The organism is Streptomyces sp. NPDC041784, assembly GCF_055591025.1.
This window is the reverse complement of the sequence record NZ_JBVJAB010000007.1, coordinates 176,525-203,474: the sequence shown is the minus strand read 5'-3', so window position 1 is coordinate 203,474 and position 26,950 is coordinate 176,525. Positions and strand designations below refer to the sequence as shown.

Sequence of the window (26,950 nt, the reverse complement as noted above, 5' to 3'; positions counted from 1 at the left end):
CGACCCCCGACGCGGGGACCGGTCGGCATGCGCGCGGACCGCACCGGGCGCACGCTGGTGGCATGGACTACCCGCAGCCCGTCGTGATCTATCCGCCCGCCACGGACGGTGGCCGCCGGGTGCGTGTCGGCGATCACTTCCTGGGTATGGCGTACGGCTTGCTGGACGTCGTCGAGTTTCTCAGGGACGCCGGGATCGACGACGCCGACGAGACGTACACCGAGACATCCGCGCTGATCGAGTGGCGCGGCGGCGGACCGACGGCATGGGCGCCCAGGGGCACTCCCGAGTAACAGCCGTCCGACGGCCCACTCCGCGGACGGGCCGATCCGATCCGGAAGCCTGCTGATAGAAATCGCTTCGCATCCGAATCACTCTCGAAGGGATCGTGCGTCGTGCCTGCTCGTCGGATCGTCGTCATCGGCGGCGGTGTCATGGGTTCCGCGGCGGCCTGGCGGCTGGCCGCACGGGGCGGGGAGGTCACCCTGCTGGAGCGTTTCCAGCCCGGGCACGACCGGGGCAGCTCCCATGGCACCTCACGGATCTTCCGGCTGGCATACACGGATCCGTTCTACGTCGATCTGGCGGTACGGTCGCTGCCCTGGTGGCGGCGGCTGGAGGAGGAGACGGGACGGCAGGTCCTCGCCCTGACCGGTGCGGTCGACCATGGCCCGGCCGTGCTCACCGACGCCCTGTACGAGGCTCTGACCGCCGCCGGACGCCCCGCCGAGCGGCTGGTGCCGGAGCAGGTGGCCGAGCGGTGGCCGGGGCTGTGCGCCGACACCGGCGCGGTGTTCCATCCGGAGGCCGGACGCCTGCACGCCGACGAGGCGGTGGCCGCCTTCCAGCAGGCGGCACGGGCCCACGGCGCCGATGTCCGGCACGGCGTGCGCGTGCGGGGGCTGTCGGTGCTCGGGGACGGCGTACGCGTGGTGACCGAGGCGGACGAGGAGTGGCGCGCGGACGCGGTGGTGGTCGCCGTGGGCGGCTGGACGCCGGCCCTCCTCGCGGGCGGCGCGTCCGCGTCCGCGCCGGTGAGCGGTGTGCCGGTGCTGCGGGTCACGCAGGAGCAGCCGGCCCACTTCCCCGCGGCGGACCCGCTGTCCTGGCCCAGCTTCATCCATCACCCGGGTGCCGCCCTCCCGGCGGAGGGCCCGACCGCGGATGGCGTGTACGGCCTCGGCAGCACCGACGGTGTGAAGGCGGGCTTCCACGGAATCGGCCCGGTCGTCGACCCCGACCACCGCGACCGCACCCCGGACGCCGCGACCCTGCGGGCGCTGGCCTCGTACGCCGAGCGCTGGCTGCCCGGCGTGGACCACACCGCGCCGGACTCGCTGACCTGCCTGTACACCACCACGGTGGACCACGACTTCCTCGTGGACCGGCAGGGCCCGGTCACCGTGCTGGGCGGCTGCTCGGGACACGGGTTCAAGTTCGCGTCGGTGATCGGCGAGCTGGCCGCCTCCCTCGTGCACGGCGAGCCCGGTCCGGCCCGCTTCGCCCTCGGCCGTCCACGAACCGCCGGCTGACCCCGTCCTCGTCTCCCGTCCCTCGTCCTCCCGTCCTCTCGTCCGGTCGCCTGTCCGTGGCCGGCCCACGCCGCGGCCCTCCACGGACAGGCGCGACCGTCAGCCGAAGTAGCTGTCGAACGTCCGCTGGAACTCCCAGCCCGCGAACCGGTCCCAGTTGACCGACCACGTCATCAGGCCGCGCAGGGCGGGCCAGGTGCCATGGGTGGTGTACGAGCCGCAGTTCGCCTTCTTCGTCAGGCAGTCGAGGGCCTTGGTGACCTCGGCCGGAGCGACGTACCCGTTGCCCGCGTTGGTCGACGCCGGCATGCCGATCGCGATCTGGTCCGGGCGCAGCGGCGGGAAGACGTTGTTCGCGTTGCCGGCCACCGGGAAGCCGGAGAGCAGCATGTCGGTCATGGCGATGTGGAAGTCCGCGCCGCCCATGGAGTGGTACTGGTTGTCGAGGCCCATGATCGGGCCGGAGTTGTAGTCCTGGACGTGCAGCAGGGTCAGGTCGTCACGGAGGGCGTAGATCACCGGCAGATACGCCCCGCACCTGGGGTCCTGGCCGCCCCACTGGCCCGTGCCGTAGTACTGGTAGCCCATCTGCACGAAGAACGTCTCGGGGGCCATGCTGAGGACGAACCTGGAGCCGTACTTCGCCTTCAGGGTCTTCAGCGCCGAGATCAGGTTCACGATCACCGGCGTCCTGGGGTTCTTGAAGTCGGTGTCGTCGGCGTTCAGCGACAGCGAATGACCCTCGAAGTCGATGTCCAGGCCGTCGAGGCCGTACTCGTCGATGATCTTCGAGACGGAGGAGACGAAGGTGTCGCGGGCCGCCGTCGTGGTGAGCTGGACCTGGCCGTTCTGGCCGCCGATCGAGATCAGCACCTTCTTGCCGGCGGCCTGCTTGGCCTTGATCGCGGCCTTGAAGTCGGCGTCGCTCTCCACGTTCGGGCACTCGGTGACCGGGCAGCGGGTGAAGCGGATGTCGCCCGAGGTGATGGACGTGGGCTCGCCGAAGGCCAGGTCGATGACGTCCCAGCTGTCGGGGACGTCGGCCAGGCGCGTGTAGCCGGAGCCGTTGGCGAAGCTCGCGTGGAGGTAGCCGACCAGGGCGTGGGTGGGCAGGTCGGTGGAACCGCCGCCCGATCCGGCGGTCGTCGTCGCCGTCACCGCCGCCGACTTCGCGGACTCGCCGGCGTCGTTCACGGCGGTGACCTGGAAGCTGTACGCCGTCGAGGGGGACAGGCCGGTGACGGTGGCCGACGTCCCGCTCACCGTCTGGACCTTGACGCCGTCGCGGTGGACCGCGTAGCTCGTCGCGCCGCTCACCGCCGACCAGGACAGGGCGACGGTGGAGGAGGTGACGGTGCCGGCCTTCAGGCCGGTCGGCGCGGCGGGCGGCTGGCCGGTCGACGCGCCGGGGCCGATCAGGGAGATGTCGTCGGCGTGGTAAGCGCCGGTGCCGTACCAGCCGTGCGTGTAGATCGTCACCCTGGTGGTGGACGCGCCGGTGCGGAAGGCGGTCGTGAGCCGCTGCCAGTCGGGGGCGGACTGGGTCCAGGTGGAGACGTCGGTGGTGCCGGTGCCGCTCGCGCCGAGGTAGACGTACGAGCCGCGGACGTATCCGGACAGCGTGTACTGGGAGTTCGGCTGCACGGTCACCGTCTGCGAGCACTGTGCGTGGTCGCTGCCGGCCGGGGTGGCCTGGAGCGCCGAACTGCCGGTGCGTACGGGGCTGGTGACCGTCCTTCCGGCCGTACAGGTCCAGCCGTCGAGGCCTGCCTCGAAGCCGCCGTTCCGGGCGAGGTCGGCGTCGGCCGCATGGGCGGGCGAGGAGAGCGCGGTGATGCCGGGTACGGCCAGTGCCACAGCCGTGAGCAGGGCGAGAACAGGTCTGGTGCGGTCCACAAGTGCCTCCGGGCATGGGGTGTTTGGAGTGTGGAGCGCGCCCAATTTGGTCCAGACCAATTAGGTTGTCAAGACCTCTGCCGTCCGGACCCGTCCCCGGTCACCCGGAGGCCGGGGTGCCGTCGGCCGTGTCGGTGGAGCGCAGCAGGCGCAGGAATGCCTTCACACCCGCGATGATGTCCTGGTTGTCGGTGAGGCGGTTCACCGTGGACGCGAACTCCCTGCCCAGCGCGGCGATCCTGCGGTCCGTCTCCTCGGCCCGCTCGTAAGCGCTCATGGCCAGCGCGTCCACGGTGCGGCGCAGTTCGGCCAGGGCCCGGTACTGTTCCTCCGCCTTCTCCTCCAGAACCCGCGTCCCGGCCTCGGCGTGGTTCAGCCGGGCGTGCAGCTCGACGACGTCGTCCCGCGGATACGTGACGTCCTTCAGGAGGGTGCCCAGGCGCCGTCGGAGCTGGCCGAAGTAGGCGCCGGCCGGACGGAAGAAGGTGCTCAGCAGGAAGAACGCGGCACACCAGTAGCCCGTGAACTCGCCCGTCGTCCAGGTGACCGCGACGACGACCGCCGCCGTCAGGACGTGGCCCGCGACCGCCGCCCGGAGCATCGTGCGGGCGATGCGCGCGGCCTCGGCGTCCCGGGCCGGGGAGACCTCCATGCCTTTCTCACGGCTCACCGCGATCTCGGCGAGGACCGCATGCGCGCGAAAGTACAGGTTCCAGGGCAGCGTGAGCAGGACGAGCAGCCACAGAAGGCTCAGCACGCCCGCCCCGACGGCGAACACCACCGCGGGCGGGGCCCCCGCCACGTAGGCGAAGACCAGCGCCGCGGCCGCCGCAACAACGGCCACCACCGCCCCCAGAAGTCTGCCCATGCCCCCGCCTCCCGTCTCCCGTCGGCACTTCGACACAGCCCATCGTCCCCGTCCCGGGGCGGGTGGGCATGAGTAGGCGTACTCAGTGGAGCCGGCTCGTGGCGGTCCGGGGAACCTCGGTCTTCAGTCGTCGGCAGCGACCACGAGGGCCAGAACGCCCGACCTGCGATCGATGAGGACAAGCTCGTGGAACTCGCCGTGGATCGGGCCGTAGTCGTGCTGGGCGGTGTCGGGCAGTGCGCCCAGCGCGTACCGGCTGGTCGCCTGGCGAATCGGCTGATAGACCACGTCGTGCAGCCGTCCTTCCAGAGCGGCGGGGAGATCGGCCCCATGCATCGCCCAGGTGCGGATCGTGTCCCTCGCCGCGGCCTCGTCGACGAGCGCGTACGTGTCCGGAGTGATGCGGTCCGACCACCACTGGCCGTGCCGTGGTTCGAGCCAGATGTCGGCGCCGTCATAGGTGTCGCGGAACTCAGGGTGCGCGATGAGGGCGGCCAGCAGGTCGCGGTCATGGGAGGCGCCGGCCGGCAGGTGGAAGCGCTTGACGTGGACCCACCGGTATCCGTGCCCCATGCCATCCGCGAAGTCGAAGTGGCGGAAGTTGACGAAGGGGCTGTCCCAGTGAGTGAGTGCGTGCGCCGTGTGCATGCCGACCAGTCTCATGGAACACCATGCCTGCGCAAAACCGCAGTTCAGAAGGATTGCTCGTCGGCCGCGCGCTCGCCGCCGGGTCCGGCGGCCGAATTCGGTTGCGGTGGGAGCGGTGCGGCGAGCGAGGATGCCTCCATGGACGGTGCGACGGATGACGTGGAACAGGCGATCGCCGGCGAGTTGGCGCTGATGGATCCGCCGGTGCGGGCTTCGCGAGAGCTGGCGGGCCGGCTCCTCGACCCCGAGTTCGTCGAGGTCGGCGGATCGGGTCGGCGGTGGACGTACGAGACCATGCTCGGCGAACTCGCCGACCACGAGGGCAGTTCGCTGGATGCCCCGCGCTACGAACCCTCGCGGATCACCGGAGTGCTGCTCGCGCCGGGCCTGGTGCACCTGACCTTCGAGACCATGCTCGGCGAGCGCAGGACCCGCCACAGTTCGATCTGGCGGAGGAAGGACGCGGACGCCGGCTGGCGGATGTACTACCACCAGGCCACGCGCGTGCCTCCCGGCGTGGAGTAACACCTGCGCTCAGGAACGGGCCGCCGGTCGGCGAGTCGCTCGTGGGCGGCCGGAGATCGCGCGGGCCCCGCCCGTCACGGTTCGACGGGCAGGGCGAGGCGGAGTTGGGTGGGTCAGCCGGTGGGGAAGGTGTCGGGGGTGCGGATCCGTTCCCGGATCCAGCTTCCGGCGGGCTTCAGCTGAGCGGTCCCGGTCCACGGTCCGCCGGCGTCGCAGGTGCCCGGCTTGAACACGGCACCGGAGCGGTCGTCGTCGGAGAAGTTCCAGTTCACCCAGCTGATCTTCTTCGCGGCCATCAGGTCCAGGTACCGCTGGGACATGGTGAAGTCGTCGGCGCCCTCGCCGGCCGAGTTCTGCGTGCCGAACTCGGTGACGAACAGGGGCAGCCTGTCGGCGGCACGGGACAGGGTGCTCAGGTACTCGTCGTCGTGGGAGGCGGCGTAGAAGTGGAAGGTGTACATGATGTTGGTGGCGTTCACCGGGTTGGCGGTGATCTCGTTCTCGTCGCTGCCGTCGGAGACACCGAGGGAGGACCACGCGCGGGTGCCCACCAGGATCGGGGTGTTCGGGTCCTGCTGCCGGACGACGGGGATCAACTGCTCCGCGTAGCTCTTGATCCTGGACCAGCTGACGCCGTTGGGCTCGTTGGCGATCTCGTAGATCAGGTTGGTCTTGCTGCGGTGGCGCTGCGCGATCTCGGTGAAGAAGGTCTTGGCGCGGGCCAGGTTGTGGTTCGGGTCGCCCGGCGTGAGCTGGTGCCAGTCGACGATCACGTACAGGCCGCGGGCGGTGGCCTGCTCGATGAGGCTGTGCACGAGGTCGGTGAAGCGGCGCGGGTCGGTCTCGTAGCCGCCTTCCTGGACGTAGGTCGACACCCGTAGGACGTCGGCGCGCCAGTCCTTCGCCAGGGCGTCCAGCGAGCCGCTGGTGAGGCACTGGCTGTACCACTGGGTGCCGTGGCTGCTCATGCCGCGCAACTGGATGGGGTTGCCGTACTGGTTGCACAGCTTGGTGCCGCAGACCTTCAGTCGGCCGTTGATCCCCGCGGGGGTGTCAACACTCGGCCCGCCCGGGTCGTCGGCGGTGCTGACGGACAGGTGGTCCACGTTGGGCCCGCCGGCCGAGGTGACGGCGGTGGCCCGAACGGTGTTCGAGCCCGCCCTCAGCGCGGCGTCGAGGGTGACGGTGGACCAGTCGGTCCAGGCACCGGTGCCCGGGAAGGCCTTGGCGGCGGCGATCTTGGTGCCGTTGACCGTGATGTCCATGGCCCGGTCGGCGGTGGTCCCGTTGGCGAAGCGCAGGGTGAGCGCGGCGGGGCCGTCCTCGGCGGCGTCGGCCGTCCACTGGACGTAACTGCCCGTGACGTTGTCGTAGTTGACGAAGCCGGTGCCGGTGAAGCCGGTGTGGTTCGACTCCACGACACCGCGCGAGAGGGTGGCGGTCTCCGCCTCGTGGACGACGGCCGCGTGGACGAGGTCCGCGCGGGGGGCCGTCGACGGCGGTGCGGGATAGGCCGCGGTGGCGGCTGAGGCGGGGGGCGCGGCAGCCAGAACGAGCGCGAGCACACCGGCGGTGGCGGCGCATCGGAGCGCGAATGTGGTGGGGCGTAGCGAGTTCATGGTCAGGACTCACTCCGTGGGGGGTGGGAAACGTCCGCGACCGCGACCGTGCGGGTGCGAGTGCAGGTGCGAGTGCAGGGCCGACCCGGCCAGCCGCGCGCAGACGGGAAGGAAACTTTCCTAACAGTTAATCGAATATCAGGGACCGCACGCCGAGGGCAAGAGGCGTGCAGACCTGTCATGTGCAAGGAAATTCCGGGGTGTTGACCCGCCGGTGCTCCTGGCCGGCGCAACCGGCGTCAGTGGCCTACCGCGCGTTCACCGTGATCATGAACAGGCTCCCCCAGTCCGAACAGCCCCGCGGCGTTGTCGTGGCACACCGCGCGCAGCCACTCCTCCCCGAGATCCAGCCGCTCCAGGGCGTGCAGCTGGTGCAGGTACGGATAGGGGATGTTGGGGAAGTCGGAGCCGAGCAGGATGCGGTCGCCGAGCCCGGCCAGCCGCGGCAGGGCCCGGCGGGGGAACGGCACGAGCCTCTCGGTGAAGTCGGTGAACACCATCGTCGTGTCCAGCCGCACCTCCTCGTACCGCTCGGCGAGGCCGAGAAACTCCTCGTGTTCGGGCATCCCCAGATGCGCGACGATCAGCCGCAGCCGGGGATGCCGCGCCAGCACCCGCGCGATCGGCTCGGGGCCGGTGTGCTTGCCGGGCGCGGGCCCCGAGCCGCAGTGGATCACCACGGGCACGCGGGCCTCGGCCAGCAACCCCCATGTCTGCTGAAGGAGTTCGTCGGCCGGGTCGTACGCCCCCACCTGCACATGTGCCTTGAAGACGCGCGCACCCGCCTCGACGGCCTCTCGGACGTACGCCTCGACGCCCGGCTCGGGGTAGAGGGTGGCGGTGTGCAGGCAGTCGGGGGTGCGGCGGGCGTAGTCGGCCGCCCAGCCGTTCAGCCACGGGGCCATGCCGGGCTTGTGCGGGTAGAGCATCGCGGTGAAGGCCCGTACGCCGAACTCCCGGAGCAGGGCGGTCCGTTCCGCCTCCTCCTTCCGGTAGGTGATCGGCCACTCGAACCCACCGGTCAGCGGTCCGAGCGCGTCGAAGTAGTCCCAGACCTTGCGCAGGACACGCTCGGGCATGAAGTGCGTGTGGACGTCGACCAGGCCGGGCAGACCGAGCCGCCTCCAGAAACGGCGGACCTCTCCGGTCTCCCCCTCCAGAGGCACGTCCAGAGGCACGTCCAGAGGCACGTCGCGCATGGCTTCTCGCGAAGGCGCGGCCGCGCTCGACCCCGGCGACCCGGCATCGCGCGGAAGGCTGACGGCCGGAGCGGGTACGGCGGAGCCACCAGGGTCGACAGGTGCCGTGCGGTGATCGGTCATGTCGCCCACGATCGGCCCGGGTGAGGTGGCGGGTCCACTCCCGTGCGCAAGGGATCCGTGAGGGATCGGTCACCTGGCCCGACCGCCCTGGGGAGGATCGGCGTCCTCAGCCGGCCGACAGAACCTCCACCCCGAGCCCCCTGAGCTGCTCGACGACCCCATCGCGTGGGTCGGCGTCGGTGATCAGCCCGCTGATCTTCTCCCAGGGCAGGACGCGGAACCGCGAAGCCGTGCCGATCTTCTCGGACGAGGCGAGGATGTAGGTGTCCGCGGCCCGTGCGGACAAGGCACGCTTCATCGCCGCCTCTTCGGCGTCTCCGGTGGTCAGCCCCGCCTCGGGGTGCACTCCGGTCACGCCGAGCAGACAGAGGTCGGCGGAGACGTTCTGCGCCGCCTCGACCGCGGCGGCACCGCAGGCAACCGCCGAGTGCTTGAAGACGCGGCCCCCGAGCAGGAAGAGCTCGACCTGCGGATGGTCGAGCAGGGCCGCGGCGATCGTCGGGCTGTGGGTGATCACGGTGCAGGCAAGATCCCGCGGGAGCCCGTGGGCGACGGCGAGGGCGGTGGTCCCGCCGTCGAGAATCACCGCGCCGCCCGGCCGCACCAGCCCGGCCGCCACCGAGGCGACCTTCCGCTTGCCGTCCGGGGCCACGGCCTGGCGGGCGGCATAGGCGACCACCGCCGGCGAAGCGGGCAGCGCACCGCCGTAGACCCGCTGACACAGTCCCTCGGAGGCCAGATCACGCAGATCGCGGCGCACGCTGTCCTCGGAGATCCCCAGCCGGGTCGCGACGTCCTTGGCGACGATCTTGCCCTCGCGGGCGAGCAGACCGAGCAGGTGGTCGCGCCGTTCAGCAGCCAGCATTCACGTTCTCTCCCGTTCTTGCACGTTTCTGCATGTACCGTAGCGCACGTGACCGACAGACCGATGCCCCTCCTGATCGCCGGAGCCGACCAGGACGTCGTAACCGCCCGTCGGCGCGACGTGCCCCCCCATCACGGCGCGGCCGCGTTCCCGCGCCACACCCCGCAGGAGACCGCGTGACCGCCCATCCCGGCATCGACACACCCGACCACCGCGGCCGCACCGGCCTCGACCAGGCCGGACGCGCACTGGACCGCAATCCCGACATCGTCGTCCGCGACGTCGAACTCACCTCCCAGGGCTGGCACGTCCTGCGGCGCACCACGTTCGACTACCGCCGTCGGGACGGACGCTGGGAGACCCAGCAGCGCGAGACCTACGACCGCGGCAACGGCGCCGTCGTCCTCCCCTACGACACCGCCCGCGGGTGCGTCCTGCTCACCCGTCAGTTCCGCTACCCGGCCTACGTCAACGACCACCCCGACGGCCTGCTCATCGAAGCGGCCGCAGGACTTCTCGACGCGGACGACCCGCTCACCGCCGTCCGACGCGAGAGCGCCGAAGAACTCGGCGTCACCCTCGGCCCGCTCACCCACGTCCTCGACGCCTACATGAGCCCCGGCTCCGTCACCGAACGCCTCCACTTCTTCGCCGCCCCCTACACCCCGGCCGACCGGACCGGGGCCGGCGGCGGACTGGAGGAGGACGGCGAGGACATCGAAGTCCTGGAACTGCCCTACGCCGACGCTCTCGCCATGACGCGCGACGGACGCATCACCGACGGCAAGACCATCCTGCTCCTGCAATGGGCAGCCCTGGACGGCCCCTTCGCTCCCGCGGCAGAGGAGAGCAGCCGATGACGTTCCGGGAGCACATGGCGCGGATGACGGTGCGGGCCCTGGCGGAGTTCCACGAGGAAGCGGCCTCCGAAATCTACGCCGTCACGTTCCGCATCGACAGCGTCGACCAGGACCCACGCTTCCCGTACCTGGCGATCGGCTACACCACCGAGGCGGAGGTGGCCCGGCTGCTCACGGCGCCGAGCCCGCCGGATCCCTGGGAGGCCCGCTGGAGCTACGCCTACTTCCCTCCGTCGGGCCTGGAGGGCATCCGTATCGCCGGTCACCATCACGAACACGATCCGGTCGGCGCCGAGTTGCACCGACGGGAGGCAATCGCGCAGGGCCTCTGGTACGAGGACGGCGACGACCTCCCCGGCACGGAACAGGACGCGCGTGACGACCGCCTCGACGAGGCGTTCCACGCGCTCTGCGTGGACCTGGCGCGCCACCTGCACACCGGCCACCGGATCACCGCACGGCTGGGACGTCCGGTGCCGGTGATCCTCTACGACATGTTCGAGCCCGACGAGATGTTCGCCCTGACCGAAGCCGCCAACCCCGCCCACCTGGTCACGGAGTTCCTCACCGAGGACCCGGCACGGCAGGCGCCGCTCTAGGGCGCATGCCGTTCGTCGGGGGTGGGGTTCGCCGGGGGTGGGGTTCGTCGGGGGTGGGGTTCGCCGGGGGCGCGGACCGTGACGCTCACGGCGAGCGCCAACGGCATAGAGTTCCTCTATGGGTACAGACCAGGACAGGCGTCCGGACTCGGGCGGGGGCGGGCAGGACGACGACGCCGAGCGCCGGGCAGCCGAGAAGTACATCAGCGACCTGCTCGCACGGGGCCAGGCGGTGTTCGAGGGCGAGGAGCCGACGCCCAGCACGACGCACGTCGTCAAGCGCGAGGACGACGGACGGCTCACCGTCCGCCGCCTGCGCTTCAGCTGACCTCTCAGTCGAAACAGCGCCGGACCAGAGCGAGCCCCTCGGTGGCCTCGCTGCGGGCGATCTCATGGGTCTTGAGCCGGGAGGGGTTGTCGTCGACGACCGCCGTGTCGGAGCGGAGCTCCTGGGGTACGTCGACCCGACCGCGTCGCAGGAGGTCTTCCAGGTACGACGTGGCGACCTGCTCGGGGTCGGCGGCCCGGAGCGAGCCACCGGCCGGGGCGGACCCGGCGATGCCGAACCGTCGCACCTCCCCGGGGGCGCTGAGGGCGAGCGGCCCCTTGATGCCGTACGCCATTCCCTGGACCGTGACGGTCGTCAGACCCTGATCGTCGCTGCCACCCGGCATCGCCTCGGCGATTCCGGCGCCTCGGCGCGCCACCTCCGCCGTGGTGATGGACGTGGCGGCCTCCACGGAGAGGACTCCGTGCCGGATGAACGCCGAGCGCAGGGACTGGCCGTGGGCGCCGCCGAACCGACGCTGGTCGGCGGCGATCATGTGCCCCGCGACCTGCGCGTAGTAGGCCGACACCACGGGCGCGGCCACGATGGCGTCCACGAGCAGCTGACCCGCGATCTCCGCCGCCTTCGCCAGACCGGCCTGGTCCTGGGCAGCCTGCTGCCTGAAGATCCCGGCCACGATCTTCAGGAACGCGCCGCTGAACACCCGGGAGAACGAGTGCGGGCCACTGGTCAGCGTGTTCGCCGGCCCGAGTGGCGGCAACTGCACCGGGTCGCGGTAGAAGAAGCTGTTCGCCATGTTGCGCAGGCAGTCCGGATCGACCCGGTCCGGCTTGAGCTGGCGGATCGCCCAGCCCAGCTGTTCGGCCATCCGCGACACCCGTGACGACAGCTCCAGGTTGCCCTGCGTCTCGGTCAGGACGGTGACCCGCAGCGACTCCATCTGGAGTGCGGTCAGCAGGGCGCTGATGTCACCGAACGCCTCGTGCAGACCGTCCGCCTCGTGCATCGCCGCGTTGAACAGCTGAGGACGCAGGGCGTCGAGAACCGCGTGACCCAGCTCGTGCCGGACGATCTCGGGGCTCTGGGCCGAGAAGACCTCCACGCCGGCCACGGTCTGATGGAAGAACTCCAGGGACCTGCGGGTGTAGAAGGCGTTGAGGTCGACTCCCTCGTCGAGGTGCGCGGTGAGCACCCGTCCGACCGACGGGACCCATTGCGTTCCCGACGGAACCAGCGAACCCCACATCCGACTGGCGCTGCTGAGCGCGTCGGCCGCCACCCAGTAGCGGAACGCCGGCGTGCCCGGCCCCGCGCTGTCCGGCTGCGGCGCGTTCTGTGCGATGGCCGTCGGAAAGGGCTGCGTCTCGAGCTGCGGTACGGGATGCCGTACCGGCACGGCCCCGGGAGGAGGTCCGGGGTCGTCCTCGTACACCAGGACCGTCTGGTCCATCGCCTGCGGTTGCACCGTCATCACGGCTCCATGAAGGGGGAGGGGGAGGGGGGAAGGTGGTGCAGTGCACCACTGAGGGACTTGTAGATGAAAGTCCCTTATGCCCAGTACGCGGCCAGTGGCCCTCGGTGTCAATCCGAACACCTTGGGTAGCGGTCCTGGCTGATCGAGGCCGTCCCGGTCACCCGGCGACAAGCTCGATGCGGACGCCGTCGTCGTAGGGGATGACCATGGTCCGGCTGCCCTGGGGAGTCCACTGGGCCGGCACCAGGAACAACCGGGCGTTCGACTCGACGAGCAGACGCAGACCCGCGTAGCGGTAGCGGAAGGAGTCTTTGTCCGCCTCGGGATCCACCGACGCCCGGACGCCGTCGGGCGGGTCGAGCAGCGGGGTCTTGGTGAACAGCACCACCTCCGGGCGGTGCGGCAGCGACTCGGCATCGTCCAGTGCCCTTCCCCTGCCGTACTCGGCGGCGAAGCTGTTGGCGGCCCAGAACGCGCCGGCCACCACGATCACGGCCACCCAGGCGAGGGCGTACCTGCTCGTCCTGACAACCGCTTCGGACTGCAGCCAGGCGGCGAGGTCACCACCCGCGGCAGGCGGCTGCGGGCCGTCTTCGACCGTGCCGTCCCCGCGTTCGGCGCGTCGAAGGTCCCAGCGGACGGCGATGAGACGCAACAGCCGGACACCGTAGGCGAGAGCGAGGACACCGCCTCCCAGGCTGACGGGTGTGGTCGCGATCGCCTCGGTGCGGGCGACGTTCGGCACGAGCACGCCCACGATGCCGCGGGTGAAGGCCAGCAGCCCGGCGAGGGTCAGGAAGAGACCGACCCAGCCGGTGACCGGATCACGGCCGGGTTCCGCCTGTAGCCACCGGACAGCGGCGTGCGCCGCCACCACCAGAAGGCTGAGGATCGCGAAGATGATGAGCGGTGGGTACACGACCTCGGCGCCGTAGAGCAGGGTCTCCTGGAAGGACAGATCGACCATGTCCAGGTAGACACCGAAGTAGCCGAAGCGGGCTCGTGTCGCCACATAGCCGAAATAGAACAGCAGAGTGCTCACCACGGAGGTCGGCGCCACGACGTTGGCGGCGGCCCACAGGCGTTCCCGAAGCTGTGCCCCGGGCGACGTGGCGGGCTCTGGCGCGGGTTCGGGCGCGGGTTCGGGCGCGGGTTCGGGCGCGGGTTCGGGCGCGGGTTCGGGCGCCGGAGTCACGTCCCGCTCGCCGACGGCTGCGGAGTGTCGCTCGACGGAGAACCGGAGAGCGTCGAGCCCGGCGGCGGCGCGCTGTCGCTGGGCGATTCGGACGGCGACTCGGACGGCGATTCGGACGGCGATTCGGACTCCGTCTCCGACTGCGCGTCGACGGTCCACGACACGTAGGCGGGCCAGGAACAGCTGCGGGAAGAGGTCTTCGAGCACTTCCCTGTGACCTCGACGACGAGGGTGGCCTTCTCCGTGGTGGAGAGGCCGTCCCTCCTGACCAGCCTGAGACTGCAGCCATGGCGTGGGGACCGGTCCTTGCCCTCCAGTACGGTCCCGGACACGCACGTGGTCACCGGCGAGCTGAGCGCGTCGGTCCAGAACGGTGACTCGGCCTCGGTGCACGGCTCATCGACAATGCGCACATTGGTCGGGGCCTGCATGTCGAACGACCGAATCTTCACGTCGCGATCGATGACGTTGGCCAGCACGACGCAATTACCCTCGGGACGCATACGCGTGGTGTCACCACCCGGCTTTACCACTGGATATTGATCGTTCAGCGTGGGCCCCGAAATCCTGACCCCGCCAGGGCCTCCCGAGGCTGTGCCACTGACCGAATTGCCACCCGGCGTACCCGAATTCCCACCAGGGCTCTCCGAATCATCGGAGCCCCCTGGCACCCCAGAACCCTCGTCCCCGCCGGGTCCCCCACCGGGCGCGGTGTCCCCGGCTGTCGCCCCGGTTCCACTCGACCTCTGCGAGCTCGGTTCCGAGGACCCGTCGGCGGCGACCCGGACGATGGCCAAGACACCGAAGATGAGCATTAACGCGGCTAATGCGGCGAGCGAGGCGTGTGTGGATCGGCGAACGGCCATTGGACTTCCCCCGTGTTCCCCGTTTTCCCCGTTTTACGGCGATGGTAGGCGAACGCCTATCCCTCGTACATCCCTTCGACTTTCGGGGTGAAATCCCGCATGGCCGTCTTCCGGCGCGACTTCGGCGAATTCACCATTCCGGTCAGGCACGGCCCTGTCGATCACGAGACGAATTCATGTGGCCCCTCGGCTCGCACAGCTGGGATGGTGGCTCCATGAGTGATCCGAAAGCGACGCCACTCCCGCCCGGCCGCGCGGAAGTGGCTGCTCAATGGCGTGCGCTGGCCGTGGGTGAGGTGACCCGTGAGGCCGTGCACGCGTGGGCGTTTCCATGGGTGGAGGGCGAGGGGGCATTCGCCGACTTCGAGGACCCTTTGGTCGAAACGGCCCTGCAGTACCTGCACGGTTTCGACCTCTGCCGGGATCCGGGCCGTCCCGGTGTCGTCTGGCACGGCACATCGGGTGAGGGCGAGTGGTATCACTCGCTCGATGACATCACCGGCGGATTCGCCCGGTGGCAGGAGAAGTGCGCTCTCTTCGATGCGGATCCGCAGGGCTGGTCACAGGCGGTGCGTGAGCAGGCGAGGGCTCTCGCTCGGGCCGAGGAGGCCGAGGGCGGCCCGGTGCCTTCCGGCGGGGTGAGGACAGCGGGTCGGCCGACGGGGCGTTCAGCAGAGTACGGACAGTGAACCGGGCAGCACCCTCGCCGTGACGGGGAGGACGGCGTCGACCTCGCCGTCGGTGCCGTAGGGGACCGGCCGGTCGGCCTCGATGCGGATCCCCCGGCCGCGCAGGATCCGCACTTCGGGCCGGTGGACGTGCGCGCCCGTCTTCAGCTCGTTCATCAGGGTGAAGAAGAGGCGCCGCGGCGCATGGCGGATCATCACCACCTCGAGGAGCCCGTCGTCGACGCGGGCGTCGGGCGCGATGATGCGGCCGGAACCGTAGTAGGCGGAGTTCGCGGCCACGACGGTGTAGCCGCGGTGGGTGTGCTCCTCGCCGTCGACGGTGACCCGGTAGGCGGCCGGTCGCCAGGTGGCCACGGCACGCAGCCCGCCCATGTAGTAGGAGGCGGCGCCGCGCAGCAGCTTGGCGTGGTTGGCGTGGCGGTTGGCGAGGGCGTCCACGCCCGCGTAGACGCTGCCGAGTGCGACGGTACGGCCGTGGGCGGACTCCACTTCGACGGTGTCGACGAGCCGGGGGGCGTGGTCGAGCAGGATCCGGGCGAGTGCGGCCGGGTCGGCGGGCAGCCCCAGCGCCCGGGCGAAGTCGTTGCCCCGGCCGGCCGGGATCAGTCCGAGGACGGTGCCGGTCCCGCTGAGGGTGCCTCCGATGCCGCCGGCGATGCCGTCCCCGCCGACGGCGAGAACGACCCGCTCCCGCGCCCCCGCCTCTCGGGCGAGGTCCTGGGCGTGGGTCAGACTGCGGCTGTACTCGGTCTCCAGCTCGGCTCCGGCCTCCCGCAGCAGCCGGGCCACCCGCAGCAGTGCCGCGACCCCGGTGGATCCGCCGGCTGTGGGGTTGACGATGGCGGTGAACTGTCGCATCGGTGGGCCTCCGAAGGCGCCTGACGGTCGTGGACGGACTGGGTGGGGCGGGGTGGAGTGGGACGGTACCTGATCAGTCGGCGGGCAGGAGGATGCCCGGGTTGAGCAGCCCCGTGGGGTCCAGCTGTCGCTTGACCGCCTGGAGGGCCTCGATGCCGAGGGGGCCGGCTTCCCTGACGTACCAGTCCCGGTGGTCGCTGCCCACGCCGTGGTGGTGGCTGATCGTGCCGCCCGCGGCCATGATCGCCTCGTTCGCGGCGTGCTTGGCGGGCGCCCAGTGCGCCACGGGGTCGTCGCCCTGCGCCGACACCACGGTGAAGTACAGCGAGGCGCCGTTCTCGTAGACGTGGGAGATGTGGCACATCACCAACGGCGGCGTGCCGGACTCGGTCAGCGTGGTGGTGAGCGCGGCGCGGACGGAGGCGTACAGCTCGGGCAGACCGGACCAGAAGCCGGCGGTCTCCAGCGTCTCGGCGAACGCCCCCGCGTCCAGCAGCGCGTCCCGCAGGTAGGGCGCCGAGTAGCGGCCGTGCGCCCAGCGCTCGCCCGGCTCCCCGCCCAGGTAGGTGCCACCGCACTCGCGCAGTACGGCGGCGGCCCGCTCCCGGCGGTACGTCGTGTCCTCCGGCGTGCCCTCGTAGCCCGCGATCGCCATGCAGCCGGCGTCCTGCGGCAGGCCCGAGGAGCCGATGGCGTCGGGCTGGGCGAGGCCGATCAGCGTCTCGGTCTCGTCCGACAGGCGCAGCACGGTCGGCCGCGGCCCGTCCTGGGCCAGGCGGCGCAGGGCGGCGGCGCCCTCCTCGAAGGAGGCGAAGCGCCATCCTTCGTAGACACGGGTCTCGGCGAGGGGACGGATGCGTACGGTCACCGAGGTGATGACGCCGAACGCTCCCTCGGAGCCGAGGACGAGCTGACGCAGGTCGGGGCCGGCGGCCGAGCGCGGGGCGCGGCCGGCGTCGAGGGTGCCGGCGGGGGTGGCGAGGGTGAGGCCGAGGACCATCTCGTCGAACCGGCCGTACCCGGCGGACGCCTGCCCGCTGGAGCGCGCCGCGGCGAATCCGCCGATGGTGGCCCACTCGAAGGACTGGGGGAAGTGGCCGAGGGTGAAGCCGTGCTCGGCCAGCAGCGCCTCGGCGTGCGGGGCCCTCAGTCCGGGTTGCAGGGTGGCGGTCCGGGAGACCGGGTCGAGGGCGAGCAGACCGTCCATGCGGGCCAGGTCCAGCGCGACGAAGGCGCGACGCAGTTCGGGGGCGAGGCCTCCGACCACGGAGGTGCCGCCGCCGAACGGGACCAGGGCCAGGCCGTGTTCGGCGCACACCTTCAGTACGGCGAGCACCTCGTCGTGGCTCGCCGGGAGGACCACGGCGGCCGGGACGTCGTCGACGTCGCCGGTGCGGATGCGCAGCAGGTCGGGGGTGGACTTGCCGCGGGTGTGGCGGATGCGGGCCTCGTCGTCGGTACGGACGTGGGCCTCACCGCCGACGGCATCGACGAGACCCCGCAGCGCGGCGGCCTCCAGCGCCGGCTCGGGCACGGCGATCTCCGTCAGGGCGACCGGTTCGACGCTGCGGGGCTTGACCCCGAGCAGGTCGCGCAGCAGCCCGATCACCGTATCGGGCAGCGGCGTCGCCCTCGCCGGGTCGCCCCAGCCGCTCCACAGCATGTCCATGCGCTTGTCCTCACCGGTCGTCGCGAAAGCGCGAAAGCGCGAACGCCCGAAGTCGCAGAGTTGCGAAGTCGCCACGTCGCGGAGTCGCGGAGTCGCGGAAGAGTGCCGTCCCCTGCACTGCCGCAGGGCGTTACACTGTGACACATGACGCCTATTCGTCACAACGTCTCGGACAACGCCTCGGACAACGACCCGGTACTGGACGCGGTACGCGACTGCGTCCTCGCCGTCGGTGTCCGGCGCACCACCCTCACCGACGTGGCCCGCCGCGCGGGCGTCTCCCGGATGACGCTGTACCGCCGCTGGCCGGACGTACGGTCCCTGGTCGGCGATCTGATGACCCGGGAGTGGATCGAGGCGGCCACCCGGGCGATGCCCGAACCGGAGCCCGAGGCCGGCGCACGCGCGCGTATCGTCGACGGCCTGGTGAGCGGAGTGGACGCCTTCCGCGCCCATCCGCTCTTCCGCAAGATCATCGACGTCGACCCCGAGCTGCTCCTCCCCTACGTGCTGGACCGGCGCGGCGCGAGCCAGGAAGCGCTGCTCGCCCTGCTCGCCGACGCCCTGCGGGAGGGACACGCCGACGGATCGGTGCGGCCCGGCCACCCCGAGCGCCAAGCCCGGTCCCTGCTCCTGGTCGCCCAGTCCTTCACCCTGTCGCTGCGCACCATGACCGACGAGGACGACCCCGACCTCGACAGCGAGGCCTTCTACGCCGAACTGCGCACCATCCTCGAGAGGACCCTGACGCCATGAGCCCCAGCAGCACGGCCTCGCCCGCCCGCCCGGCTCCGGGCTCGTCCCTGACCGCCGCCCGCCGCCGACGCGAACTCACCGAGACCGCCGGCGGCCCGGCCGTGGACGTCCTGGTCGTCGGCCTCGGCGCGACCGGTGCCGGAGCCGCGCTGGACGCCGCCGCCCGTGGACTGTCCGTCGTCGCCATCGACGCCCACGACCTGGCCTTCGGCACCTCGCGCTGGAGCTCCAAGCTCATCCACGGCGGACTGCGCTACCTCGCCTCCGCCCAACTCGACGTCGCCCACGAGAGCGCCCGCGAACGTGGGGTCCTCATGGAGCGCACCGCACCCCATCTGGTGCGCGCCCAGCCGTTCGTGCTGCCCCTCACCCCGCTGGTCTCCCGCCCTCAGGCCGCCCTGGCCTGGGCGGGCTTCCGCGCCGGCGACACCCTGCGCCTGGCGGCGCGCACGGCCCGGGCGACCCTGCCCGCACCGCGCAGGCTGTCCGCGGCGGAGACCCGCCACCTCGCCCCCGCGCTGCGCGGCGCCGGTTTGCGCGGAGGCCTGCTGTCCTGGGACGGCCGCGTCACCGACGACGCCCGCCTGGTCACCGCGATCGCCCGTACGGCCGCGGCCCACGGCGCCCGGATCCTGACGCGCGTCCGGGCGCTGGAACTCACCCGCTCCGGTGCCCGGATACGCGACGAACTCACCGGCGAGGAGGGCGAGATCAGGGCCCGCGCCGTGATCAACGCGTCCGGCGTATGGGCGGGCGGCCTGGTGGACGGCGTCCGGATACGGCCCTCGCGCGGAACCCACCTCGTCCTGCGCACGGAACACCTCGGCACGCTCCCGGCCGGCCTGCACATCCCGATCCCCGGCGAGACCAACCGCTTCGTCCTCGTCCTGCCCCAGGGCGACGGCCGCACCTATGTCGGACTCACCGACGAACCCGTCGGCGACGACATCCCCGACACCCCCGAGGCACCCGAGACCGACATCGGCTTCCTCCTCGACGTCCTGGGCTCGGCCCTGGACATCCCCGTCCACCGCCACGACGTGGTCGGCGCCTTCGCCGGACTGCGCCCCCTGCTGGACACCACCCCGGCCGCGGGCTCCGGCGCGCCGGCCGGCACCGCGGACATCTCCCGCAAGCACGCGGTGCTCACCTCACCCGACGGCGTGATCACCGTCGTCGGCGGCAAGCTCACCACCTACCGGCGCATGGCCGAGGACGCCGTCGACACCGCGGCCGCCACCCACGGCCTGACCTCGAAGCCCTCCCCCACCGCGGCCCTCCCGCTGATCGGCGCCGCGGCACCGCACCTGCTCAGCACCCTCCGTGCCCCCCGCCGCCTCATCCACCGCTACGGCGCCGAAGCCCCCGCCGTCCACGCCCTCGGCACACAGGACCCCCGCCTCGCCGAGCCCGTCCTCGACGGCCACCCGGTCACCCGGGCGGAGCTGCTGTGGGCCGTACGCCATGAAGGCGCCCTCGACACCGCCGACCTCCTCGACCGCCGCACCCGCATAGGACTCGTCCCGGACGACCGCGCCACCGCGCTGGACACCGCCCGCGACCTGCTGTCGAGGGAGGGCGAGGCAGCGCTCTGACGACCCCGTCAAGGGGCGTGCGTCCGGTGCGTGAGGCGTTCGGTCGGCGGGTCGGCGGGTCGGCGGGAGGAGTCGGCATGAGCCCCTCCAGGTCTGCCGCCGGCGGAAGCGCGGTCACGGCATCGGTCACAGGCCGTACGTGTAGAGAGTGGCCCGCTCACTGCCGTTGTTCTTTCCGTTGCCCGGCCGGACAGTCATCCGTTCTGGCCGTGCCTCTGTCCCGGATCCAGGTCGCTGTGTCCCCACACGACATACGTGGTCGTCTCATTGCCTTCGCGACCTCGCCCATCCCCCCGCGTCACGCCAACACCGCAAGCAGAAACCGACGTTGTCGTGACCGATGCGGATGACGTCGTCGATGCGGTAGATGCCCGGGGGAACGGACCGTGCCTCCGCCGAGAAGACCCGCGCGCTCGACGGCCCGGTTGATGGCGGGCGCCGCGTCGGCCGAGCCGTCGGGGCGGGCCCCGAAGTCACGGACGTCCGCGACGACGCGACGACGCGACGACGCGGGAACCGGCTGCTCCCGCCCGCGTGACCGGAGCGGCCGACGAAGGTATCTGCGGATGGGTGTAGGGACTGGAGCAGAACTCCCGTCACAGCGGCGCGACTTGGGCGTGACGCGCGGGGGCGGCCGTCGCGCTGCCGCTGAGGACGGTGCCACCGGCTGCCGTCGCGGCCGCGCCGAGTGCGCCGCCGAGCACCGCACGACGGCCTGGTCGTCTGTCTGAAGTCATGCGCTGGATCTGCCTTCCCGTGAGGTGAACGCGGATCGTCCCGGACGGCACGGACATGCGGTCCATACGGTTGTCCGCGGGCTGGTTCGGCGACGGGCGAGGGCCGAGGGTGCGTCAAGGTCTCCGACCGACTCTCCGACCGGCCTTCCGACCGACACCGCGTTCATCCACCGGGACGCCGCGATCACGACGAGCGCCGTGCGCGCCGGAACAGCGCTACAGCCTGCGCCTGGCTCTATAGCCTGCGCCTGTGACCCAAAGCCACAGCCGGACCGACGCCTCTCATCCCCACGGACTGCCCGACCATCAAGCGCTCCTCGACGCCACCGACTGGGCCTCGCTCACCACCGCGTCCGGGACGGGTGAGTCGCTGCCGGCGGCGCTGGTACGCCTCCTCGACCCCGACCCGGCCGTCAGGGCGGACGCCGTCGTCGAGGCGCTCAGGCCGGTCACCCACCAGAACAGCATCTACGAAGCCACCGTGCCCGTGGCGCTGTACGTCGCGGCGGTCCTCAACCACCCGGCCACCGCAACGGGCGAGGTCGGCCAGGAGGCCGGCCGGCCACCCCGCCGCCCCACCCGTGCGGCGCTGCTGGACTGGCTCGGCGACACCGCCTACGACGCCGACGACGAATGCTTCGCCATCAGCACGCGCACGTGGGGCGGCGGGTACCTCGACGACGACCCGGACATGCGCGCCTTCCGGGACCTGCGCCCGGCACTCTTCTCCGCCGTCCACCCGCTCCTCGACGACGAGGACACGGCCGTACGCGACGCGGCCCTCGTCGCCGCCGTCCCCCTCTCGGAGCACCCCGCCCTCACCGCGCACCGAGACGACCTGGCAGGTCACGCCCGCCGTCTGCTGGCCACGAGCACCGACCGCCACAAGCGCCGCCGCATCCTCGAAGCACTCACAGCGTGGGGCCACGGCACCAGCGGCCTGGAGAACGCGGACGACGTCGCCGCCCGTGAACTGCGCGCCCGTCGGGTCGCCGAGCGCGGGGCCTGGACGGGCGGATACAGCGAAGACCCACCGTTCTGACGGGCTCCGCCGCCGCGCGGCACCCTGTGACACGGACGAACGTGGCCCGCCCCACCCCCCTCGCTCCCGTCCTGGCGCGTCGGTGATCCACATGGGACGGCGAGCCGTGCTAAGATACTTGTGTTGTAGTTGTGGTACCCATGAACTCATGTGCGCCTGACGGGAACGACTCCTTCAGGCGCATTAGTTTTTCCGGCGTCTCCGGATGGGGCCTCTCTGCCTACAGAAGGAGAATGTCATGGCACAGGGAACCGTGAAGTGGTTCAACGCCGAAAAGGGTTTCGGCTTCATCGAGCAGGACGGCGGCGGCCCCGACGTCTTCGCCCACTACTCGAACATCGCGACGCAGGGCTTCCGTGAGCTCCAGGAGGGCCAGCGGGTCTCCTTCGACGTCACGCAGGGCCAGAAGGGCCCGCAGGCGGAGAACATCGTCCCCGCCTGATCACCGGACGCGTATCCGCGAACCGGGGTCCGCACCATCATGGTGCGGACCCCGGTTTCTGCTGTTTCCAGAGAGGCAGTCAACCGCATGGCCCGCAGGTTCCAGAAGCCGAACCGTCGCTCCTCGTCACCCCGCCCCGCCCCGTCGCCGTCCACGGAATTCCAGCTGCCGGAAAGCACGACACCCGGACTTCCCGCCGTCGACGACTTCGCCGACCTGGACATGCCTGCGGCGCTGCTGAAGACCCTCGCCGCCCAAGGCGTGACCACCCCGTTCCCCATCCAGGCCGCCACGCTGCCCAACTCCCTCACGGGCCGTGACGTGCTGGGGCGTGGACGCACCGGCTCCGGCAAGACCCTCGCGTTCGGGCTGGCGCTCCTGGCCCGTACGGCCGGACAGACCGCGGAGCCCAAGGCACCCCTCTCCCTCGTGCTGGTGCCCACCCGTGAACTCGCCCAACAGGTGACCGACGCGCTGAGTCCCTACGCCACGGCGGTGAACCTCCGGCTGGCCACCGTGGTCGGCGGGCTGTCCCTCACCAAGCAGGCAGCCGCGCTCCGGCGCGGCACCGAGGTGCTCGTGGCGACTCCGGGCCGGCTGAACGACCTCGTGGAACGCGGGGACTGCGTGCTCGACAGCGTCCGCATCACGGTGCTGGACGAAGCCGACCAGATGACCGACATGGGCTTCCTGCCGCAGATCACCAAGCTGCTCCGGCAGGTACGGCCCGACGGGCAGACCATGCTCTTCTCGGCCACCCTGGACCGGAACATCGACCGCCTGGTGCAGCAGTTCCTCACCGACCCCGTGGTGCACTCCGTGGACCCGTCCGCGGGGGCGGTGACCACCATGGAGCACCACGTCCTGCACGTCCTGGACGAGACCGACAAGAAGGCCGTCACCACGCGCATCGCCGCCCGTGACGGCCGGGTCATCCTCTTCCTCGACACCAAGCGGTCCGCCGACCGGCTCGCCAAGCGGCTTCTGGCCGTCGGTGTCCGTGCGGCCGCGCTGCACGGCGGCCGCTCCCAGCCGCAGCGCAACCGCGTCTTGGATCAGTTCAAGAACGGCCAGGTCACCGCGCTGGTGGCGACGAACGTCATGGCCCGTGGCATCCACGTGGACGACCTCGAACTGGTCGTGAACGTGGATCCGCCCACCGACCACAAGGACTATCTGCACCGGGGCGGTCGCACGGCCCGCGCCGGCGGCTCGGGCAGCGTGGTCACGCTGGTCCTGCCCGACCAGAAGCGGGACGTCACCCGGCTCATGTCGGACGCGGCCATCCGCCCGCAGACCGTCCGCATCACCTCGAGCGACCCGGCGCTGACCACCATCACCGGTGCCCGCGAGCCTTCCGGTGTGCCCGTCACCATCGAGGTCCCTGCGCCTGCGCAGCCGGAGACGTCCCGCCCGGGGCGCGGCACCAGCGCCGGGGCCGGGGCGCGGTCCGGCCGTCGGCGTCGAAGCGCCGGCGGGGCCGGAGCGGCGGGCGCCAGCGCCGAGACGGCGGAGCGGGGTTCGGGACGTCGTACCAGGGCCGGGGCGGCAACGGCCGGCGACGCGTCCGCACCCGGCGGACGCGGTTCGGGCCGCCGGACGCGCGCCGACAGGGCCACCACCGGCGGTGGCGCCGGCGGTGTCACCGGTGCGGCCGCCCGCGGCTCCGGCCGACGGGGCACAGCCGACGCCACGGCCGATGCGGCGACCGCCGGTAAGGGTGGCCGCGGGTCCGGTCGACGGACATCGACCGACGCGGCGACCGGTAAGGCCACGGGTAAAGCGACCGGGCAGGGTGCCCGCGGCTCCGGCCGACGGGCGGCGGGCGACGCGGCCGTGAACGGCGCCGGCCGCACCGGGGGCCCCGCCGCAGGCCGCGGATCCGGCGGCCGGGGCGGCCGAGGCCGAGGCTCTTCGGCCGCCTAGCCCGACATCGGGCGGCGCGCGGAAGTAGCTCTCACCAGGCTCTCACCAGGCCCGGCCCGGTGCGGTCGGCATGGTCCGGCGGCGGGGTTCCCACCCGGCCGCCGGACCATGCTGCGTGTACGTCTATGTCCCCGCCGCCGCATTCCGGTGGGCCGCGGCTCGCGCCGCGTCTTCCGCCCGGCCGCAATCGGCAGTCCCTCGTTTCCCCCACCCAACACGCGGGCACCGCCCCGCTCCGGAGCAGACGGCTCGGCGCCTCGCCTCAGGCGGCCCCCGCCTTCACCGCCTCGCCTTTGAAGAAGGTGTAGTGGAAGGTGCCGTTCTCGTCCGTCGTGCGGTGCAGGTCGGTGATCCCCCGGTCCCAGTCCCCGGCGGTCATCAGACCGGCCTCCAGTGCCTGGTCACGTACGGACGCGATCATGTCGATGAAGGTGTTCCTGGTGAAGCCGCCGACCAGCGCGGGCCGGGAGCTGTCGGCGTACACCGTGCGCGGACGGACCGTCACCCGCTCGTATCCGGCGGACGTCAGCAGCGGGTGAAGCTGGCGGCCGATCAGCGCGTTGCCGCCCGCGGCGGACTGGAGCCGGACCTGGCAGTCGATCGCCGCGCGGGCGTGGGCGCTGTCGGGGTGGAAGAACGCCGACCCGTGATCGCCCTCGATCACGGTGAGGGTGCCGCCGGGGCGCAGGAGGCGGCGCAGGGCCTTCAGCGCCTGCTGCGGGGCCGTCAGGTGCTCCAGGACGAAGCAGACGAAGAGGTGGTCGAACGACGCCTCGGGGAAGGGGAGTTCGAACAGGTCCGCCCGGAGCCAGCTCACCCGGGCGGTCGGGGCCTGCGCCAGCACCCGGGTCCTGGCCTCGGCGAGCGACGCCGCGGAGATGTCCACCGCGACGAATTCGGCGTCCGGGCTTCCCGCCACCAGATGCACGGTCTGCGCTCCGACACCGCAGCCGACCTCCAGGACCCTGCTTCCCGCGGGATAGGACGTTCCGGAGTGGAGCAGGGCGGCGAGAGTGTCGGCCTGGTCGCCGAGGCGGCGTGCCTCGTGTTCGGAGTAGCCGTGGACGTAGGAGAGGGATGTGGTCATGGGGTGAGTCTTGTCGGTGCAACGGCCCGGTGGACAGGGCCAATCGAGAGGCGACGTACAGGTCCACTCGGCGAGGGCTCCGGCGCGCGCCGCTTCGTCGTTCTGGCGTACCGCTCAGCCTCTGCCGCGCTGTGAGGCTCGTGCCGCGCCGAGGAGGACGAGTCCGCAGGCCGCCACGAGGAGCCAGCCGGGCCGGGACGCGGTGGCGAGTGCGGCAGGCGCCGAACCCGCGACCAGGCCCCCGGCGACGGCGATCCCGACCGCCGCGCCGACCTGGCGTGCGGTGGAGGTGATCGCCCCTGCCACGCCCGCCCGGGACGGCGGCAGACCGCTGACGGCGGTATGGGTGAGGGGGGCGTTGGCAAAGCCGAACCCGACGCCGATGAGCAGGTGGGCGAACAGGATCAGCGTCATGTGCGTGTCCGTGCCGAGGGCCGTCAGGCACAGGCCGCCGGCCGTGGTGAACCCGCCCGCGAGAATCAGCGGACGCCGTGGCCCGAGGCGTCCCACCAAGGCCCCTGACCAAGGAGCGCACAGAGTGGCACCGAGTGCCATGGGCAGGGTCACGGCGCCGGTCGCGAGCGGTGTCCAGCCACGGGTGTGCTGGAAGTAGAGGGTGTTGAGGAACAGGGTCACGTTGAGGGCGACGAACACCGCCATGGCGCCGAGCACGGCCGTGGCGAACGGCGGTCGGTGGAAGAGGCGGAGGTCGATCAAGGGTTCGCCGCGGCGCAGCTCCACCCGGACGAATCCGGCCGTCGACGCCGCGGCCAGGGCGTAGCCCGCGAGGGCGACGGGTGAGGCCCAGCCGATGCGGGGGCCTTCGATGAGCAGGCCGACGACCAGGCACAGGACCGCGCTGAGGAGGATCTGGCCGGGCAGGTCGAGGCGCCGGGCGCGCTCTCCGCGGGACTCCGGCACCACCAGGGCGACCAGGACGAGGGCGGCGCAGACGACCGGCGCGTTGATCCAGAACACCGAGCGCCAGCCGAACGCGGCGATGAGTGCCCCACCGGTGACCGGGCCCGCCGCCATGCTGAGCCCGAAGACCGACGCCCACAGGCCGATCGCCCGGGCCCGTTCCCGGGGGTCGGACATCGCGTTCACCACGATCGCCAGCGCCACGGGGCTCAGCATCGAGGCCCCGACCCCCTGGACGGCCCGGGCGGCGACGAGCACACCGAGCGAGGGGGCGAGGGCGCAGGCGAGGGAGGCCAGGCCGAAGACGATCAGTCCGCACCGGAAGATCCGGCGGCGTCCGAAACGGTCCGCGAGGGCGCCGGAGACGATGAGCAGGCCGGCCAGGGCCAGGGTGTAGGCGTCGACGGCCCATTCCAGGCCGCGGGTGCCCACGCCGAGCCCCTGCCCGATGGCGGGCAGGCCGACATTGACGATGGTGGTGTCCACGCCCACCAGGAACATGCTGAGCGCGCAGACGGCCAGTACCGTCCAGCGCCGGCGCACGCTCAGCGGGGAGGGTGGAGCGGCCGGGGAGGGTGCAGCGGCCGGGGAGGTCGCGGTGGTCACGGTGGGTGCCCCTTCGGTACGGGATCGGACACCGCCCAGACTCGGGCCGGGGCAGGGCCCTGAC

The 26,950-nt window shown here is 71.7% G+C and carries 27 protein-coding genes; 14 read left to right on the top strand and 13 right to left on the bottom strand.

Annotation, left to right across the window (positions count from 1 at the left end; all coding sequences use genetic code 11):
- Positions 1 to 62: 62 nt before the first annotated feature.
- Complete coding sequence (locus tag ACZ6D7_RS17475; RefSeq protein ID WP_469491180.1) at positions 63 to 293, top strand: hypothetical protein; 231 nt, start codon at positions 63 to 65, stop codon at positions 291 to 293.
- Between the two features lie 102 nt (positions 294 to 395).
- A complete protein-coding gene (locus ACZ6D7_RS17470) occupies positions 396 to 1,532 on the top strand; it encodes an FAD-dependent oxidoreductase (protein ID WP_469491178.1) in 1,137 nt (378 codons plus the stop codon).
- Positions 1,533 to 1,631: 99 nt separating this feature from the next.
- Here the strand turns inward: ACZ6D7_RS17470 and ACZ6D7_RS17465 are convergent, their stop codons facing one another.
- The 3 genes from ACZ6D7_RS17465 to ACZ6D7_RS17455 form a co-directional block, all read right to left on the bottom strand.
- A complete protein-coding gene (locus tag ACZ6D7_RS17465; RefSeq protein ID WP_469491176.1) occupies positions 1,632 to 3,428 on the bottom strand; it encodes a chitinase in 1,797 nt (598 codons plus the stop codon).
- A 100-nt stretch (positions 3,429 to 3,528) separates the two neighbouring features.
- Positions 3,529 to 4,296, bottom strand: coding sequence for a hypothetical protein (locus ACZ6D7_RS17460; RefSeq protein ID WP_469491175.1), 768 nt, complete (start codon positions 4,294 to 4,296; stop codon positions 3,529 to 3,531).
- A 123-nt stretch (positions 4,297 to 4,419) separates the two neighbouring features.
- Entirely contained in the window at positions 4,420 to 4,944 is a 525-nt protein-coding gene (locus ACZ6D7_RS17455; RefSeq protein WP_469491173.1) for a hypothetical protein, read from the bottom strand.
- A gap of 138 nt (positions 4,945 to 5,082) precedes the next feature.
- Between ACZ6D7_RS17455 and ACZ6D7_RS17450 the strand changes: the two genes are divergently transcribed.
- Positions 5,083 to 5,469 (top strand): nuclear transport factor 2 family protein, encoded by a 387-nt coding sequence (locus ACZ6D7_RS17450; protein ID WP_469491171.1) that lies wholly within the window; start codon positions 5,083 to 5,085, stop codon positions 5,467 to 5,469.
- Between the two features lie 113 nt (positions 5,470 to 5,582).
- On the opposite strand, the gene ACZ6D7_RS17445 is transcribed toward ACZ6D7_RS17450, so the two are convergent.
- From ACZ6D7_RS17445 to ACZ6D7_RS17435, 3 genes are all read right to left on the bottom strand, one after another.
- Entirely contained in the window at positions 5,583 to 7,088 is a 1,506-nt protein-coding gene (locus ACZ6D7_RS17445) for a cellulase family glycosylhydrolase (protein ID WP_469491169.1), read from the bottom strand.
- 239 nt (positions 7,089 to 7,327) lie between these two features.
- Complete coding sequence (locus ACZ6D7_RS17440) at positions 7,328 to 8,410, bottom strand: amidohydrolase family protein (protein ID WP_469491167.1); 1,083 nt, start codon at positions 8,408 to 8,410, stop codon at positions 7,328 to 7,330.
- A 106-nt stretch (positions 8,411 to 8,516) separates the two neighbouring features.
- Entirely contained in the window at positions 8,517 to 9,275 is a 759-nt protein-coding gene (locus tag ACZ6D7_RS17435) for a DeoR/GlpR family DNA-binding transcription regulator (protein WP_469491165.1), read from the bottom strand.
- 48 nt (positions 9,276 to 9,323) lie between these two features.
- Here ACZ6D7_RS17435 and ACZ6D7_RS17430 point away from each other — a divergent pair, with 48 nt between their 5' ends.
- The 4 genes from ACZ6D7_RS17430 (at position 9,324) to ACZ6D7_RS17415 (ending at position 11,062) form a co-directional block, all read left to right on the top strand.
- Positions 9,324 to 9,455 carry a hypothetical protein gene (locus ACZ6D7_RS17430; protein WP_469491164.1) on the top strand — a complete coding sequence of 44 codons (132 nt, stop codon included), beginning with the start codon at positions 9,324 to 9,326 and terminating at the stop codon, positions 9,453 to 9,455.
- On the top strand, positions 9,452 to 10,135 hold the full coding sequence (locus ACZ6D7_RS17425) for an NUDIX domain-containing protein (RefSeq protein ID WP_469491162.1): 684 nt from the start codon (positions 9,452 to 9,454) through the stop codon (positions 10,133 to 10,135). Before ACZ6D7_RS17430 ends, ACZ6D7_RS17425 begins: the two co-directional genes overlap by 4 nt.
- Positions 10,132 to 10,734: a hypothetical protein gene (locus tag ACZ6D7_RS17420; RefSeq protein WP_469491160.1), complete on the top strand. Its 603-nt coding sequence runs from the start codon at positions 10,132 to 10,134 to the stop codon at positions 10,732 to 10,734. Before ACZ6D7_RS17425 ends, ACZ6D7_RS17420 begins: the two co-directional genes overlap by 4 nt.
- A gap of 118 nt (positions 10,735 to 10,852) precedes the next feature.
- Entirely contained in the window at positions 10,853 to 11,062 is a 210-nt protein-coding gene (locus ACZ6D7_RS17415) for a hypothetical protein (RefSeq protein WP_469491158.1), read from the top strand.
- A 4-nt stretch (positions 11,063 to 11,066) separates the two neighbouring features.
- Here the strand turns inward: ACZ6D7_RS17415 and ACZ6D7_RS17410 are convergent, their stop codons facing one another.
- The 3 genes from ACZ6D7_RS17410 to ACZ6D7_RS17400 all read right to left on the bottom strand — a co-directional run bounded on the left by ACZ6D7_RS17410 (position 11,067) and on the right by ACZ6D7_RS17400 (position 14,171).
- Positions 11,067 to 12,494, bottom strand: a complete 1,428-nt coding sequence (locus tag ACZ6D7_RS17410) for a gluzincin family metallopeptidase (protein ID WP_469491155.1) — start codon at positions 12,492 to 12,494, stop codon at positions 11,067 to 11,069.
- A 160-nt stretch (positions 12,495 to 12,654) separates the two neighbouring features.
- Positions 12,655 to 13,692, bottom strand: a complete 1,038-nt coding sequence (locus tag ACZ6D7_RS17405; protein WP_469491153.1) for a hypothetical protein — start codon at positions 13,690 to 13,692, stop codon at positions 12,655 to 12,657.
- Positions 13,689 to 14,171 (bottom strand): hypothetical protein, encoded by a 483-nt coding sequence (locus tag ACZ6D7_RS17400; RefSeq protein ID WP_469491151.1) that lies wholly within the window; start codon positions 14,169 to 14,171, stop codon positions 13,689 to 13,691. The genes ACZ6D7_RS17405 and ACZ6D7_RS17400 overlap by 4 nt, the downstream gene beginning before the upstream one ends.
- A 602-nt stretch (positions 14,172 to 14,773) precedes the next feature.
- Here ACZ6D7_RS17400 and ACZ6D7_RS17395 point away from each other — a divergent pair.
- Positions 14,774 to 15,247 carry a hypothetical protein gene (locus tag ACZ6D7_RS17395; protein WP_469491150.1) on the top strand — a complete coding sequence of 158 codons (474 nt, stop codon included), beginning with the start codon at positions 14,774 to 14,776 and terminating at the stop codon, positions 15,245 to 15,247.
- Here ACZ6D7_RS17395 and ACZ6D7_RS17390 read toward each other — a convergent pair.
- Both ACZ6D7_RS17390 and ACZ6D7_RS17385 read right to left on the bottom strand, forming a co-directional pair.
- A complete protein-coding gene (locus tag ACZ6D7_RS17390) occupies positions 15,227 to 16,105 on the bottom strand; it encodes a YegS/Rv2252/BmrU family lipid kinase (RefSeq protein WP_469491148.1) in 879 nt (292 codons plus the stop codon). The genes ACZ6D7_RS17395 and ACZ6D7_RS17390 overlap by 21 nt on opposite strands.
- Before the next feature lie 73 nt (positions 16,106 to 16,178).
- Positions 16,179 to 17,774: an FAD-binding oxidoreductase gene (locus ACZ6D7_RS17385; RefSeq protein ID WP_469491146.1), complete on the bottom strand. Its 1,596-nt coding sequence runs from the start codon at positions 17,772 to 17,774 to the stop codon at positions 16,179 to 16,181.
- A 144-nt stretch (positions 17,775 to 17,918) separates the two neighbouring features.
- Between ACZ6D7_RS17385 and ACZ6D7_RS17380 the strand changes: the two genes are divergently transcribed.
- The 6 genes from ACZ6D7_RS17380 (at position 17,919) to ACZ6D7_RS17355 (ending at position 24,272) form a co-directional block, all read left to right on the top strand.
- Positions 17,919 to 18,530, top strand: coding sequence for a TetR/AcrR family transcriptional regulator (locus tag ACZ6D7_RS17380; protein ID WP_469491144.1), 612 nt, complete (start codon positions 17,919 to 17,921; stop codon positions 18,528 to 18,530).
- Entirely contained in the window at positions 18,527 to 20,125 is a 1,599-nt protein-coding gene (locus ACZ6D7_RS17375) for a glycerol-3-phosphate dehydrogenase/oxidase (protein ID WP_469491142.1), read from the top strand. Before ACZ6D7_RS17380 ends, ACZ6D7_RS17375 begins: the two co-directional genes overlap by 4 nt.
- Positions 20,126 to 20,492: 367 nt before the next feature.
- Entirely contained in the window at positions 20,493 to 20,663 is a 171-nt protein-coding gene (locus ACZ6D7_RS17370) for a hypothetical protein (RefSeq protein WP_469491139.1), read from the top strand.
- A 449-nt stretch (positions 20,664 to 21,112) separates the two neighbouring features.
- Positions 21,113 to 21,904: a serine/threonine-protein kinase gene (locus ACZ6D7_RS17365; protein WP_469491137.1), complete on the top strand. Its 792-nt coding sequence runs from the start codon at positions 21,113 to 21,115 to the stop codon at positions 21,902 to 21,904.
- Between the two features lie 238 nt (positions 21,905 to 22,142).
- On the top strand, positions 22,143 to 22,346 hold the full coding sequence (locus ACZ6D7_RS17360; RefSeq protein WP_030069301.1) for a cold-shock protein: 204 nt from the start codon (positions 22,143 to 22,145) through the stop codon (positions 22,344 to 22,346).
- Between the two features lie 87 nt (positions 22,347 to 22,433).
- On the top strand, positions 22,434 to 24,272 hold the full coding sequence (locus tag ACZ6D7_RS17355) for a DEAD/DEAH box helicase (protein ID WP_469491134.1): 1,839 nt from the start codon (positions 22,434 to 22,436) through the stop codon (positions 24,270 to 24,272).
- 262 nt (positions 24,273 to 24,534) lie between these two features.
- Here ACZ6D7_RS17355 and ACZ6D7_RS17350 read toward each other — a convergent pair whose 3' ends face one another.
- On the bottom strand, positions 24,535 to 25,359 hold the full coding sequence (locus ACZ6D7_RS17350; protein WP_469491132.1) for an L-histidine N(alpha)-methyltransferase: 825 nt from the start codon (positions 25,357 to 25,359) through the stop codon (positions 24,535 to 24,537).
- Between the two features lie 114 nt (positions 25,360 to 25,473).
- The gene (locus ACZ6D7_RS17345) at positions 25,474 to 26,886 is read right to left on the bottom strand and encodes an MFS transporter (protein WP_469491130.1); all 1,413 of its coding nucleotides are present in this window, start codon (positions 26,884 to 26,886) and stop codon (positions 25,474 to 25,476) included.
- Positions 26,887 to 26,950 lie beyond the last annotated feature (64 nt).

What these genes read in the sequence shown, in the direction of transcription:
- ACZ6D7_RS17475 (WP_469491180.1), top strand. Translation starts at nt 63, where the DNA reads ATGGACTACCCGCAGCCCGTCGTGATCTATCCGCCCGCCACGGACGGT.
- ACZ6D7_RS17460 (WP_469491175.1), bottom strand. Translation starts at nt 4,296, where the DNA reads ATGGGCAGACTTCTGGGGGCGGTGGTGGCCGTTGTTGCGGCGGCCGCG.
- ACZ6D7_RS17455 (WP_469491173.1), bottom strand. Translation starts at nt 4,944, where the DNA reads ATGCACACGGCGCACGCACTCACTCACTGGGACAGCCCCTTCGTCAAC.
- ACZ6D7_RS17450 (WP_469491171.1), top strand. Translation starts at nt 5,083, where the DNA reads ATGGACGGTGCGACGGATGACGTGGAACAGGCGATCGCCGGCGAGTTG.
- ACZ6D7_RS17445 (WP_469491169.1), bottom strand. Translation starts at nt 7,088, where the DNA reads ATGAACTCGCTACGCCCCACCACATTCGCGCTCCGATGCGCCGCCACC.
- ACZ6D7_RS17440 (WP_469491167.1), bottom strand. Translation starts at nt 8,410, where the DNA reads ATGACCGATCACCGCACGGCACCTGTCGACCCTGGTGGCTCCGCCGTA.
- ACZ6D7_RS17435 (WP_469491165.1), bottom strand. Translation starts at nt 9,275, where the DNA reads ATGCTGGCTGCTGAACGGCGCGACCACCTGCTCGGTCTGCTCGCCCGC.
- ACZ6D7_RS17420 (WP_469491160.1), top strand. Translation starts at nt 10,132, where the DNA reads ATGACGTTCCGGGAGCACATGGCGCGGATGACGGTGCGGGCCCTGGCG.
- ACZ6D7_RS17415 (WP_469491158.1), top strand. Translation starts at nt 10,853, where the DNA reads ATGGGTACAGACCAGGACAGGCGTCCGGACTCGGGCGGGGGCGGGCAG.
- ACZ6D7_RS17410 (WP_469491155.1), bottom strand. Translation starts at nt 12,494, where the DNA reads ATGACGGTGCAACCGCAGGCGATGGACCAGACGGTCCTGGTGTACGAG.
- ACZ6D7_RS17395 (WP_469491150.1), top strand. Translation starts at nt 14,774, where the DNA reads ATGAGTGATCCGAAAGCGACGCCACTCCCGCCCGGCCGCGCGGAAGTG.
- ACZ6D7_RS17390 (WP_469491148.1), bottom strand. Translation starts at nt 16,105, where the DNA reads ATGCGACAGTTCACCGCCATCGTCAACCCCACAGCCGGCGGATCCACC.
- ACZ6D7_RS17385 (WP_469491146.1), bottom strand. Translation starts at nt 17,774, where the DNA reads ATGGACATGCTGTGGAGCGGCTGGGGCGACCCGGCGAGGGCGACGCCG.
- ACZ6D7_RS17380 (WP_469491144.1), top strand. Translation starts at nt 17,919, where the DNA reads ATGACGCCTATTCGTCACAACGTCTCGGACAACGCCTCGGACAACGAC.
- ACZ6D7_RS17375 (WP_469491142.1), top strand. Translation starts at nt 18,527, where the DNA reads ATGAGCCCCAGCAGCACGGCCTCGCCCGCCCGCCCGGCTCCGGGCTCG.
- ACZ6D7_RS17370 (WP_469491139.1), top strand. Translation starts at nt 20,493, where the DNA reads ATGCCCGGGGGAACGGACCGTGCCTCCGCCGAGAAGACCCGCGCGCTC.
- ACZ6D7_RS17360 (WP_030069301.1), top strand. Translation starts at nt 22,143, where the DNA reads ATGGCACAGGGAACCGTGAAGTGGTTCAACGCCGAAAAGGGTTTCGGC.
- ACZ6D7_RS17355 (WP_469491134.1), top strand. Translation starts at nt 22,434, where the DNA reads ATGGCCCGCAGGTTCCAGAAGCCGAACCGTCGCTCCTCGTCACCCCGC.
- ACZ6D7_RS17350 (WP_469491132.1), bottom strand. Translation starts at nt 25,359, where the DNA reads ATGACCACATCCCTCTCCTACGTCCACGGCTACTCCGAACACGAGGCA.